10 protein-coding genes are annotated in these 12,697 nt (G+C 70.0%); 3 read left to right on the forward strand and 7 right to left on the reverse strand.

What is annotated here, in order from left to right; genetic code table 11:
* Positions 1–159: 159 nt before the first annotated feature.
* The gene (locus ACIHEI_RS33160; RefSeq protein ID WP_396609315.1) at positions 160–1,113 is read right to left on the reverse strand and encodes an acyl-ACP desaturase; all 954 of its coding nucleotides are present in this window, start codon (positions 1,111–1,113) and stop codon (positions 160–162) included.
* Positions 1,114–1,375: 262 nt separating this feature from the next.
* On the opposite strand from ACIHEI_RS33160, the gene ACIHEI_RS33165 reads away from it, so the two are divergent.
* Positions 1,376–1,840, forward strand: coding sequence for a calmodulin-binding protein (locus ACIHEI_RS33165; RefSeq protein ID WP_396609316.1), 465 nt, complete (start codon positions 1,376–1,378; stop codon positions 1,838–1,840).
* Positions 1,841–2,317: 477 nt separating this feature from the next.
* Positions 2,318–3,730, forward strand: coding sequence for a multicopper oxidase family protein (locus ACIHEI_RS33170; protein WP_387867220.1), 1,413 nt, complete (start codon positions 2,318–2,320; stop codon positions 3,728–3,730).
* Between the two features lie 76 nt (positions 3,731–3,806).
* On the opposite strand, the gene ACIHEI_RS33175 is transcribed toward ACIHEI_RS33170, so the two are convergent.
* A complete protein-coding gene (locus ACIHEI_RS33175) occupies positions 3,807–5,369 on the reverse strand; it encodes an MFS transporter (RefSeq protein ID WP_392955858.1) in 1,563 nt (520 codons plus the stop codon).
* A 246-nt stretch (positions 5,370–5,615) separates the two neighbouring features.
* On the opposite strand from ACIHEI_RS33175, the gene ACIHEI_RS33180 reads away from it, so the two are divergent.
* Entirely contained in the window at positions 5,616–6,545 is a 930-nt protein-coding gene (locus tag ACIHEI_RS33180) for an SDR family oxidoreductase (protein WP_387649159.1), read from the forward strand.
* A gap of 97 nt (positions 6,546–6,642) precedes the next feature.
* Here the strand turns inward: ACIHEI_RS33180 and ACIHEI_RS33185 are convergent, their stop codons facing one another.
* The 5 genes from ACIHEI_RS33185 to ACIHEI_RS33205 all read right to left on the reverse strand — a co-directional run bounded on the left by ACIHEI_RS33185 (position 6,643) and on the right by ACIHEI_RS33205 (position 12,695).
* Positions 6,643–7,473: a methyltransferase domain-containing protein gene (locus ACIHEI_RS33185; protein ID WP_396609317.1), complete on the reverse strand. Its 831-nt coding sequence runs from the start codon at positions 7,471–7,473 to the stop codon at positions 6,643–6,645.
* 179 nt (positions 7,474–7,652) lie between these two features.
* Positions 7,653–9,257 carry an FAD-binding oxidoreductase gene (locus ACIHEI_RS33190; RefSeq protein ID WP_387649154.1) on the reverse strand — a complete coding sequence of 535 codons (1,605 nt, stop codon included), beginning with the start codon at positions 9,255–9,257 and terminating at the stop codon, positions 7,653–7,655.
* Positions 9,258–9,363: 106 nt separating this feature from the next.
* On the reverse strand, positions 9,364–10,416 hold the full coding sequence (locus tag ACIHEI_RS33195) for a methyltransferase (RefSeq protein WP_387649151.1): 1,053 nt from the start codon (positions 10,414–10,416) through the stop codon (positions 9,364–9,366).
* 100 nt (positions 10,417–10,516) lie between these two features.
* Positions 10,517–11,587: a methyltransferase gene (locus ACIHEI_RS33200; protein ID WP_387649148.1), complete on the reverse strand. Its 1,071-nt coding sequence runs from the start codon at positions 11,585–11,587 to the stop codon at positions 10,517–10,519.
* A gap of 64 nt (positions 11,588–11,651) precedes the next feature.
* Complete coding sequence (locus tag ACIHEI_RS33205) at positions 11,652–12,695, reverse strand: hypothetical protein (protein ID WP_396609318.1); 1,044 nt, start codon at positions 12,693–12,695, stop codon at positions 11,652–11,654.
* Between the last annotated feature and the right edge of the window lie 2 nt (positions 12,696–12,697).

A 12,697-nucleotide genomic window follows, 5' to 3' on the forward strand; every position in this document is an offset into this window, starting at 1 on the left:
TCAGGGATTGGCCGCCCCGGGACCGTCCACACAGATTGCGTGTCCGGTGCTCCCTGCCGAGCGACCAGTGAACACTACGCCGGATCCGCCCCAGGTGCAAACCTCGCAGCCTCCGCCGGCCTCTGCGGGCGAAGGCTGCGGGAAACCCAAGTGCCGGCGTCAGCCCTTCGCGGCGCGCCGGGCCCGGATCGTCGCCTGTCGTTCGTCGAACCGGGTGGCCTGGGCGGCGAGGCCGTCGAGCATCAGGCCGAGCTCCATCTGGGCCCGGACGCCGTCCGGTCCGAAGCCGCTCATCTCCATCACCTTGAGGTGGCGCAGCACGGGGAGCAGTACGTCGTCGAGGTGGACGCGGAGGTTGTAGACGCCGTCGACGGCGATCCGTGCGGCGGCTCGTTCGAAGCCGGGCATGCCGTGGCCGGGCATGCGGAAGTTGGTGACGACCTCGTTGACGGCCTGCATGGCCTGGTCGGGGGCGAGTTCGAAGGCGGCCTTGAGGAGGTTCCGGTAGAAGATCATGTGCAGGTTCTCGTCGTTGGCGACCTGCGCGAGCATCCGGTCGCAGACGGGGTCGCCCGAGGCGTGTCCGGTGTTGCGGTGGGAGATGCGGGTGGCGAGCTCCTGGAAGGCGACGTACGCGACGGTGTGGAGCGGCGAGTGCCGGTTGTCGGAGACGAAGCCGTTCTGCATGTGGGTCATGCGGGCGCGCTCGAGTTCCACGGGGTCGACGGCACGGGAGGCGATGAGGTAGTCGCGCAGCACCATCGAGTGCCGTGCCTCTTCTGCTGTCCACTGGTGCACCCAGGTGCCCCAGGCGCCGTCGCGGCCGAAGAGCGTCGCGATCTCGTGGTGGTAGCTCGGCAGGTTGTCCTCGGTCAGCAGGTTCACCACGAGCGAGACCCGGCCGACTTCGGTGAGCGGCGACTGCTCTATTGACCATGCTTCGCCGCCGAGCGGCCCGTCGAAGTCCCGTCCGCGGCTCCAGGGGACGTACTCGTGGGGCATCCACTCCTTGAAGACGCTCAGGTGGCGGTTGAGTTCACGCTCGACCACCTCTTCCAGGTCGTGCAGGAGGCGGGCATCGGTCCACTGGGCCGGGGAGGAGGTGCTGCTCACGGGTCCAACTCTCGATCGACGAACAAACCTACGGTCCCGTAGGTAACGCAACCGTAGGTTGGCAACCCCGACGCTGTCTGGGGCCATTCGGCCCCATTCGTCGTGGCCGGTGAGGACCATCTGCGCGGTCGGTGAGGACCACCGGCGAGAACCACCCGGACGCGAGCCGCATCGCCCACACGGTGACCGATCGTGACTGATTCAATGCGCACGGTGCTCAGTCGTGATGCGCACGACGCCCGGATACCAGGAGAGAACTCCCATGTCACGTGTGTTCACCAAGGCGGTCGGCCTCGCCGCCGTCGGCGCGCTGGCCTTCGCCACCGCGCAGCCCTCGCAGGCCGCGGCCCCGACGGGCTCGCCGGTCCGCGCGGCCGCCGCGGACCGGGCCTACTTCGTGATGACCGACGTCACGCATGAGGAGTTTGTCATCGAGCTGACGAAGAGTGAGGAGATCGAGCACGCCCGGAGGCTCATCAGCGGGGAGACCACCGACCGTCCGCATGTGATGGCGCGGATCGTCCCGCGGCCGGCTCCGTACAACCCCCGCTGGAGCTATCACACCAACCCCGAGAGCACGGAGTTCTTCGACTTCGCCACCGAGGTCTGCGACGCGACCATTCCGTATGTCGAGGAGCACCTCGACGAGGCCGGTGGCGCATTCCTGCCCGGTTACCGCTGGTGCGACTGGTCCTCGCGCCTGGTCAGGGAAATTCCCGTCCGGTAGTCGTCGGCGCCGCCGTCACAACGCTGGTTCTCCGCAGGGCTGTTGGGGTCGACTGTCACGGTCGGCCCCGTCCTCGCAGGAGCTGCCCCTTCCCGATACCGGTGCGGTACCGGTGTGATACCGGCCTGATACCGGGACTTTGCCGACGGCGGGTCAGGTCATTGCCGACGACAGGTCGGTCATTGCCGTCGCCCGGACATATCCAAGGTCTTGTCTGGTGCAGGTCAATCGGCGAGGCTTGGGCTCGCAACGCTCTGTTCGCCCAGACAGTCTGGATATGGAGAGCCGATGCCCAACCCAACCGGAACGGCCGCCGAATCACAGCGGCAGCAAATACGGCGCACCAGGCGCATCATCCACGTGTTGACTGCGGTCTCGATGCTTTTCTCGGCCGCCGTCTTAGGCACCCGGGCCCTCGCGGCCCCGGCGCCGACCGATCCGCCGCAGCCGCCGACGACCGCCCAGCAGGAGGCGGGGATGCGGACGGGTGACCCGTTCCGCGATCCCGTGACGGCCGACGCGACCGGCGACAACCAGAACCTCAACATCACGCTGGACGTCGGCCAGAGCGTGTTCGACGTGTCCGGCCGCCCGGTGGCCGGGCAGGTCTACAACAACGGCACGGTCGTCGCGCCCACGCTGAAGGTCTCCGCCGGGTCGACCGTCACCATCAAGCTGGTCAACCGGCTGCCGGTCGCCACCAACCTGCACTTCCACGGCATGCACGTCTCGCCGACGGACGACTCCGACAACTCCTTCAGCTGCGTCTCCCCCGGCGCCACCATCACCTACCGGCTGGCTGTCCCGGCCGATCATCCCCAGGGCACGTTCTGGTACCACAGCCACGCCATGGGCACGATGTGCGCGGCCAACGGGGCCCACAACATGTCCGACATGGCCTTCGAACCGGGCCAGACCCAGAACCAGATCTTCGCCGGCCTCTCCGGCGCCATGATCGTCGGGGACAACCGCAGCCTGCTGCCGGTCGGCCTGCGCAACGCCACCGCGCACACCCTCGTCCTCAAGGACGCCCAGATCGACGCCGCCGGGCGCATCGTGCAGAACACGATCAGCCCGGCCAATCCCACCGTGCGGCTGGTCAACGGGCAGCTCCGGCCCACGCTGACGCTGAAGCCGAACGAGACCCAGCTGTGGCGGCTGGTCAACGCGGGGGCCGACATCCCGTACCAACTCCGGCTCGACGGCTACCGGTTCACCGTCGTCGCCGAGGACGGCATTCCGGTCGCGCAGGTGAGCACGCGCGACACCCTGGTGCTGCCGCCGGGCAAGCGCTTCGACGTCCTGGTCACCGCCTGCGCGGTGCCGGGCCAGGCGGTGCTGCGCACCACGACCTACACCAACGGTCCGCAGGGCGGCACCTATCCGGACACCCAGCTGGCCACGATCAAGGTCGACGGCTGGCCCGTCACCCGCCAGCCGGCCGTCACCGGCGCCATCCCCGGTGCCCCGGCCGACCTCGCCCCGGCCGCCGTCGCGGGCCGCCGGACGGTCGAGCTCGGCGAGCTCCAGGAGGGCGACAACTTCTACTTCGTCCTCAATGGACGGAAGTTCGCGGCGGACAGCTCGCTCTTCGACACCCCGGCCCGGCTCGGGACCGTCGAGGAGTGGACGATCGTCAACACCACCGAGGAGAACCACCCCTTCCACCTGCACACCAACGCGTTCCAGGTGATGTCCGTGAACGGGGTGCCGCAGCCCTACACGCACCGCGAGGACACCGCCATGGTGCCCGCCTCGTCCGGCGGGGTGCCGGGGAAGATCGTGATCCGGATCCCGTTCGCCGACTACCCGGGCAAGTGGATGTTCCACTGCCACATCGCGGCCCACGAGGATCTCGGGATGATGAGCTACCTCGACGTCGTGCGCTGAGGTCCCGTCGAAAAAGACAACCGCCGCCCGGCCCGTGGGAGGTTCCACGGGCCGGGCGGCGGGCGTCCACGGGGGTTCAGGTCTTCTGCGGGTCCGCGGTCTTCAGGAGCGGGGGCACCGCCTCGTCGGAGTCGGCGCTCCCGGCGCCGGTGCCGGGCGGCACCGAGCGGAGCAGCAGGGGCGCCATCAGGACGGCCAGCGCGGTGAGCACCAGGCAGATGGTGCTGACGTACTGGAGTGCGTGGGTGAAGGCCTCACGGGCGGTGGACAGCGCCTGGGCGCCGACCTCCTGCGGCAGGCGGGAGACCTCGGCGACGGCGGAACCGATGGTGTCGCGGATGGCGGACTCCGACTCCGGGGAGAGCCCGTCGGACGCGAGGCCGTCGGCGACCTGGGTGCGGTAGACGGCCGTGCCGACGCTGCCGAGGATCGCAATGCCGGTGCCGAGGCCGATCTCCTGGAGCGTCTCGGAGACGGCGGAGATCGCGCCGGCCCGTTCCGGCGGTGCGGAGGCGATCATCATGTCGGTGCCGAGCGCGATGGTGGGCGCCACACCGAAGTTGAGCAGTCCGAGCGCGACCATGACGGTGACCAGGCCGCTCCCGGCGGAGACCTGGGTCAGCACGCCGAAGCCGACCAGGGCGATCGCCAGGCCGATGGTCATCACGTACGCCGAGCGCATCCGGGTCAGCGCGAGCGGGGCGAGCAGCGAGCCGACCACGCCACCGATGCTGGCGGGCAGCGAGCTCAGGCCGGCCTTCAGCGGGGACAGCCCGACGACCATCTGCAGGTACTGGGCGACGAACAGCTGCGAGCCCGACATCACGAACAGGGCGATGCCCATGGTGGTCATGGAGGCGGAGAAGCTGCGTTCGCGGAACAGCTTCAGGTCGATCAGCGGGTGGCTCAGCCGGCGCTGCCGGACGGCGAACACCGTGCCGGTGGCGAGGCCGAGGAGGAGCGCCGCGACGGACAGCGGCGCGAAGCCGTCGGCGGCGAGCTTCTTCAGGCCGAAGACGGTGGCCAGCAGGGCGAGGGTCAGCAGGCCGACGCTGGCGAGGTCGATCCGGCCGGGGTTCGGGTCGCGGTACTCGGGCAGCAGGATCGGGCCGAGGATCAGCAGCAGGACCATCGCGGGCACGCCCAGCAGGAAGACCGAGCCCCACCAGAAGTGTTCCAGCAGCGCGCCGCCGACCAGCGGGCCGATCGCGCCGCCGACCAGGAAGCAGGCGATCCAGATGCTGAAGGCCAGGGCGCGCTGCTTGGCGTCGAAGAACATGTTGCGGATCAGCGACATCGACGACGGCATCAGGGTCGCCCCGGCGATGCCCAGCAGGGCCCGGCTGAGGATCAGCATCTCGGTGTTCCGGGAGAACGCCGTGAGCAGCGAGGCGGCGCCGAAGCCGGCGGCGCCGAGGAGGAGCAGGCGACGGCGTCCGATGCGGTCGCCGATGGTGCCTGCGACGATCAGCAGGCCGGCTATCAGGAAGCTGTAGATGTCGACGATCCACAGCAGTTGGAGTCCGCTGGGGTGGATGTCGGCGCTGAGGTGCGGCACCGCGAGGTGGAGCACGGTGTTGTCGAGGGTGATGAGCAGCGCGGGTAAGGCGAGGACGCCGAGGGCCGTCCACTCGCGCATTCCGGCACGCTTCACGGGCGGCTGGGATGTCGAAACGGGAGTCATATGAGCAGCCTATTCACTCGTGAACCACGTCATGTCCGGTTGAGCCCGAAGTGGCTGAGGAACGGCGCCGACCCGTCGATCGTCGGTAAATGTGGTGAAAAGTCCAGCACAAGGCGCCGTCTTTTGAAAGGATCGTGGCGTCATTGGCCGGCCCGTCGATGACGGACGCGGGCCTGGTTGTTCTAATGGACGAGGAAGTCAATGGAACTCGACACATCGGCACCGGACCTTCACGGAAAGATCGCGTTGGTCGCGGGTGCCACCCGGGGAGCCGGGCGGGCCATCGCCGTTCAGCTCGGCGCGGCGGGCGCGACGGTCTACGTCACCGGCCGCACCACCCGGGAGAAGCAGTCGGAGTACAAGCGCTCCGAGACGATCGAGGACACCGCTGACCTGGTCACCGCGGCGGGCGGCAAGGGCATCGCGGTGCCCACCGACCACCTGGTGCACGAGCAGGTCCGGGCGCTGGCCGAGCGCATCGACGCCGAGCAGGGGCGGCTCGACGTGCTGGTCAACGACGTCTGGGGCGGGGAGAAGCTGTTCACCTTCGACCAGTCGGTCTGGGAGCAGAACCTGGACAACGGGCGGCGGTTGTTCGAGCTGGGCGTGCAGACCCACGCGATCACCAGCCACTTCATACTGCCGTTGCTGGTGCGCAACCCGGGCGGACTCGTGGTCGAGATGACCGACGGGACGGCCGAGTACAACGAGACGCACTACCGCAATTCGTTCTTCTACGACATGGTCAAGAACGCCGTGGTGCGGATGGCCTTCGCGCTCGCGCACGAGCTGAAGCCGCACGGCGGGACGGCGGTGGCGCTCACCCCGGGCTGGATGCGTTCGGAGATGATGCTCGAAACCTTCGGCGTCACCGAGGAGAACTGGCGCGACGCGCTGGCGGTGGAACCGCATTTCTGCATTTCGGAGAGCCCGGCGTTCGTCGGCCGTGCGGTCGCCGCGCTGGCCGGTGACCCGGACGTCGCCCGCCGGAACGGCAAGTCCGTCTCCAGTGGGCAGCTGGCCCGCGAGTACGGCTTCACCGACCTCGACGGCTCGCAGCCCGACTGCTGGCGGTACCTGGTCGAGGTCCAGGAGGCCGGCAAGCCGGCCGACCCGGCCGGCTACCGGTAACCGGCACGCGGTACCGGTAACCGCCACGCGGTGCCGGTGCCGCCCAACTCCCGTCGCCAGGAAAGGAGTCGGGCGACACCGGCTCGGCAGCACCGAATCAGGCGCCGCGCGTCGCGACGATCACCAGGTACCCGATGTCCGGGCTGGCCGCCGCGCGGCGCATCAGGTCGATGTACTGGTCGACCGGTTCCGGGCCGTCGATCCGGGCGAGTTCCTCGCGCCGGGCCGCAACGGCGTCGGCCATGATCGAGCCGGTCCGGACCACCTTGTCGCTGATGTCGCGGATCTCGACGTCGACGAACCCGTTGCCGGCCAGCAGCCCGGCGTACTCGTCCGCCGTGGCGTACGGGCTGACGTGGTAGGCGGCACGGATCTCGTCCAGCACCTTGCGGCCCTCGGGGCTCATCGGCGGGCGCTCGACGGTGTCGGCGATCACCAGCCGCCCGCCGGGGCGCAGCACCCGGGCGGTCTCGGCGAGGGCCCGGTTCCGGTCCGGCACGTGGAGCAGCGATTCGAGCGCCCACGCGCCGTCGAACGAGCCGTCCTCGAACGGAAGGTCCGTCACGTCGGCGTTGCGGAAAGTGGCCACGTCCGAGCGGCCGGCCTCCTTGGCGCGTTCGTTGGCCTGCTCCACCTCGACGTCGGCGATGGCGATGCCGGTGACGCGCACGTCCCTGGCCGCGACGAGCTGGAGCGCGGGCTTGCCGACGCCGCAGCCGATGTCGAGGATCGTGGCGCCGGGGGCGGGGTCGAGCAGGGTGACCATCAGGTCGTTCAGCCGGGCGGTGGCGACCTCGACGGTGCTGGTGTCGGCGTCGTCCTCCCAGTAGCCGTAGTGCAGGTTCTCGCCCCACACGTTGTTGAGAACCTGGGCGAGCCCTTCGTAGAAGCTCGCGACGCCTTCAACACCAGATAATTCCGCAGCCATCTTGGTCTCCCTGTCGTATCTGTGGCACTGTGCCCCCGGCAATTTCGAACCGGCCGGTAACACCGCGGCGGCCGTGGCGGTCCGCGGTGGAAGAACGGCCGGGAAGTTCCCCCCGGGGTTGATCGGAATCCTGCCCTCGCGCAGGAGCAAACTCAAGACCCGGACGGTGCCGGTGCCGATCAGACGGGTCGGATCGACAGGGCGTGGCGGAACACATTGCGCGGATCATAGGTGTTCTTGACCTGTTGCAGACGTGCGTAGTTCGAGCCGTAGTACAGCGTGGACCACGGGGTGCCGGAGGTGTTCCACGCCGGGTCGGCGAGGTCGGAGTCCGCGTAGTTGATGTACGCCCCGGCGTTGATGGCGTTGGGCGCCGGAACACCGCCGGTCGTGGCGTAGACGTCCCGGTAGATGTTGCGGATCCACGCCGTGTGGACGGCGTCCTCCGCCGCGGTACGCCAGATGCCGGGGGTGAAGTAGACGCGCAGGATCGAGTCGCGGTGCGAGTAGGCGGTGGCGTCCGTGGCGACGCTGTTGATCTTCCCGCCGACGGCGGCCAGGTTCACCTGGGCGCCCGGGTTACTGATCGAACTGTCCGTCAGGTACTGGTAGATCGTTCCTATCTGCGCGTCGGTGTAGCTCTTCTTCAGGTCCGCGGTCTTGTCCTTCTGCCGCCCGGCACCGCCCCAGTACCAGTTGTCCCGGTCGAGCCACGCCAGCGAGTACTTCTCGTCCGAGGCGACCGTGAGGGCGGCGCCCGCGGTGACGGTCGCGAAGAACGCGTCGAGCATGGCCTCGCCGCCCACGACGGTGTCCTCGATGCCGGCCATCAGGCCGATCACGCCGGCCGCCTGGTGCGAGGCGGAGAGCGACGCCCAGATCTGGACGCCCGGCGTCCCGGGGGCGCTGTTGTACTCGAACCACTGGCTGTAGTTGCGGACGAGGGTGGTGAACGCCTGCTTCGACAGGTTGTTCCACGACCACTGCACGTTCCGGACCTTCTGGTTCCCGGCCCGGGGCATGATCTTGCTCGGGTCGGTGGAGGTCACGCCCGGCGAGCGCAGCCAATACCGCGTCACCACACCGAAGTTGCCGCCGCCACCGCCGGTGTGCGCCCACCACAGGTCCCGGTTCGGGTCGTTGGCCTCACGCGTCGCCACGATGGTGCGGGGCAGCCCGTCGGCACCCACCACGACCACCTCGACGGCGTAGAGGTGGTCGACGGCGATCCCGTGGATCCGGGAGTAGAAGTTGTAGCCGCCGCCGAGGATGTGCCCGCCGAGGCCCACGTCCGAGCAGCCCGCGGACGGAATCTGCACGCCCCATCCCATGAAGAGGGTGTGCTGCGTCGGCGACACGATCGCGCCCGGTCCCACGCAGAACGCGTTGCGAGAGGCGTCGTAGTAGACGTCCGACATCTGGGAGAGATCAATCAATTCCTTGATGTCGGAGTTCGCCGTGAAGTTCTCCAGGCAGTGGCCCCCGGAGCGCACCGCGACCCGCCGGCCGGCCGCGACGGCGTTGCCGAGAGCGGTGGCGACGTGGTCCTTGGTGGTCGCGATGGTCACCCGGTCCGGCTGGCCGACGAACCGGGTGTTGTGCGCGCGCAGGAAGCTGTCGTACCGGGCATCCCCGGGCTGAACGAGGGTGGACCCGAACGGCGGTGTGCAGGCTCCCGCGGCGGCTGCGGGCCCGGCGCCGGCGACGAGGTCCGCCGTGACCAGGCCGGCCCCGGCGATGGCGGCGGCACCGGTGAGAAGTCCCCGGCGGCTCAATCCAGACATGGCTGCGACTCCTTGCTGTATGGTGACGTTCCTGTGGTGACGTTCCTGTGTGGTGACGTTCCTGTGTGGTGACGCTCGTGATGGCGGATGAGAGGTGCGGCGGCGGTCAGCGCCGGCGGGCCGTGATCACGGCCATGCCGCTGGGCAGGACCTTCGTCTCCTCGGCCTCCAGTCCGGCGTCGGCGAGCAGTGCGGCGAAGGCGGCGCGGGTGCGTTCGCGCCCTCCGGAGGCACCGAAGAGGGAGAGCATGTAGAGGTCCATGACGGCGGGCAGCCGGTGCGGTACGGACTGCCCGGTGCCCGGGTCGACCGTGGTGGCGTCGGTGACGAGGTCGACGACCATCAGGCGGCCGTGGTCGGGCATCGCGGCGGCGCAGGTGCGCAGGATGTCCGTCGCCCGGTCCTGGCCCCAGTCGTGCAGGATGTGGCTGAGGATGTACAGGTCCGCACCCGGCGTGACGTGCGCGAAGAAGTCCCCGGCGACGGCCGTGCAGCGGCGGGTGAGGCCCTCCTCGGCGATCCGCTTCTCAGCGAGCGGGACGGTGCCGGGCAGGTCGAGGACGGTGCCGGTGCTTCCCGGGGTGCGCTTGAGGAGTTCGCACAGCAGGTGGCCGTTGCCGCCGCCCACGTCGACGATCCACGGGTAGCGTTCGAAGCCGACCGCGTCGAAGACCTCGTCCAACTCCAGCCGCAGGCCCGCCTCCTGGGAGCGGTCGAACACCTCGCGGCGGTCGGGCCGCTGTTCCAGGTGGTCGAAGAGGTCGCGGTCGAAGTGCCGGCGGAACGCCGAATCGCCGGTCCGGACGGTGTGTTCGAGGTCGGTCCAGGTCAGGCCGACCTCCTGCGCGAGCAGCAGGGCGGTGGGCTGCGCGGTGCCGGGGGTGGTCGGCAGCAGGGTGGCGCCGAAGGGCGTCAGGGAGTAGCTGCCGTCGGTCTCCTCGGCGAGGACGCCGAACGGCACCAGGCCGCGCAGCAGGCGGTCCAACGCGACCGGGTGGGCGCCGAGTTGGTCGGCCAGCTGCTCGGCGGAGCGGGCCCGGCCGGCCAGCGCCTCGGGGACGCCAAGGCTGACGGCCGTGCAGAGCGTGCGCGACACGAGCTGGCCGTAGAGCAGCATGCGCATCCGGGTGGCGTTGTCGTGCGTCGTGGGGTCGAGCATGCCGTCACCTCGATCAGGGGGATGGGGACTTGGGTACGGCCGGGCCGGGGCCGCCCCGGGAGGGCGGCCCCGACGGATCCGGGCTTCGGGCGGGCGGTGGCTACTTGGTCGCCACGATGACGCCGTGCGGGGTCCAGCCCGGGAACGCGATGCGCTCGACGGTGCTGAAACCGGCGTCGAGCAGGCACTTCTCGTGCTGCGCCCAGGAGTAGATCATCCCGCCCTCGGCCGGGATCGCGGCGAAGTAGACGCTGTCCAGGGCGGCGACCACGGGGCCGTCGCCTTCGTCGTTGGACATCGAGTTGAAGATCACCAGCTGGCCGCCCGCGGGCAGGGCGTCGTAGGCGCGGCGGAGCAGCTCGGTGTTCTCGTCCAGCGTCCAGATGACCAGCTGGTGGGCGAACATCACCACGTCGCAGCCGGTGGGCAGCGCGTCGACGAACATGTCGCCGGTGATCACCGAGACCTGGTCGCTGACGCCGGCCTGGGCGATCTTCTTCTCCGCGATGGTGCCGGAGGCGGGGATCTCGAAGACCGTGACCTTCAGGTCCGGGTTGGCCTTGGCCAGCGCGATCGCGTTGACCGCGTCGCCGCCGCCGCAGTCCAGGAGGTGCTTGCGGCCGGACAGGTCGAGCTCGGTCACCAGGTGCTTGTTCGCCAGCTCCGACCAGGACCGCATGTACTTGTAGAAGACCTGCTCCATGTGCGGGTTCTCGGCCAGCCGGTGGTACAGGTCGCGACCGGAGCCGCGGACCCGGCGCAGGCCGACGTTGCGGTTCTCGCGCAGCGAGTCGGTGAAGTCGAGCTGGCCTTCGTAGACGATGTACTGCTCGAACGCGACGGTGTCCTTGAAGCGCTCCCAGTCGCCCTCGTCCATCAGGTCCAGGACGACCTGGGCGAGGCGGTAGCGACCGTTCTCCTTGACGACGATGCCGAGGGAGGTGCAGCCGAGCAGCAGGATCTCGACCGCGCGGTCCTGGAGTTCGAGCGCGTCGCGGATCTCCTCGCGGGTGAGGTCCGTCCGCTCGGCGAGCAGGTCGGGCAGGCCCAGCTCGCAGGCGGCGTTGAGGTACTGGAAGGCCGCGTGGCCGAAGAGGATCCGGGACAGGCCGTCCATGTCCAGTGCGGGGACGGAGGTGGTGCCGTGCGTTTCGGGCGCGGTGGTGGTCATGGATACCTTGCCTTTCGGGGACGGGTCGGAACTGCTCGGGTCTTGTTGATCGGATCGGATCGGGTCACGCGTCCGGGGCGTCCGGGAGCGAGCCCGCCCGGAGGCGGTGGAACTGCTCGATGACGCCCACCGCGGGGCGGCTCGAGCGGCTGGTGGCGAGGAGACTCGGCGACTGGCGGCCCACGAAGTGCTCGCACACGCCCTTGTGCGCGTCGTAGGTGTCGTCCAGCGCCGACCGGAAGTCCGCCAGGGTCTCCGGGCGGCGGGCGGCCAGCCAGGACCACGCGTCCCGGGAGTCCGTCAGGTCGGCCACCAGGGCCTCGTGGTCGCGCCAGCGCAGTCCGCTCATCTGCGGGGGTGCGACCGGCGGCATCAGGGTGGGCCGGATCTCGGCCTGGTACTGGTCCGCCGTGGCGTCCCCCGCGAAGCGCAGGGCGGCCCGGCAGGCCCGCATCACCCGGGTCGCCACGGCGGCTGCGGTGGCGGCGAGTTCCTCGTCGCCGGCGTCCGCGGCGGCCCGCAGGCTGCGCAGGGCGATGGTGCCGCCCTGCGCGAACACCATGAACACGTGGTGTCCGCGCACCCAGCGCCGCAGGCCGTCAAGCGGCGCCGGCTCGCCGGGGCTGTCGGGCTCGGGCGTGGCGAGCTGCGCGGGGAGGCGGGCCGGGTCGGCCAGCCAGCCGTGCAGGACGTCGAAGCCGTCGAGCAGCTCGCCCCAGTCGGGTGCGTCGAGGTTGGTGCCCCGCTCGTCGGCCAGTTCCAGGACGCCGAGTTGGGCGTTCAGCAGCGCGGCGGAGAGCAGCGCGACCGGCTCGCCGTGGTGGCGTTCGATGCCGAACGCCAGGTCGTTGTCCCGGTTCGGCCGCGACTCGCGCGGGTCGTCGCCGACCGGGTCGCTCGGCACCGTGCCGAGCAGTTCCCGGGCTGCCCGGGCGGCGGCGTGCAGCCCCGCCGACCCGGTCCGGTCCGCCGGGTCCGCCAGCCGGGCGGCCACCTCGGCCAGCACGGCCGGGCGGGCGGCCACGAGCGCCGGCGCCGAGTCGGGAAGCTCCTCCGGGCAGGCCATCGGGAACGGGACGGTGGCGACCTCGGGCAGGTAGTCCGTCATCG

The organism is Kitasatospora sp. NPDC051984, assembly GCF_044593455.1.
Lineage (GTDB): Bacteria > Actinomycetota > Actinomycetes > Streptomycetales > Streptomycetaceae > Kitasatospora.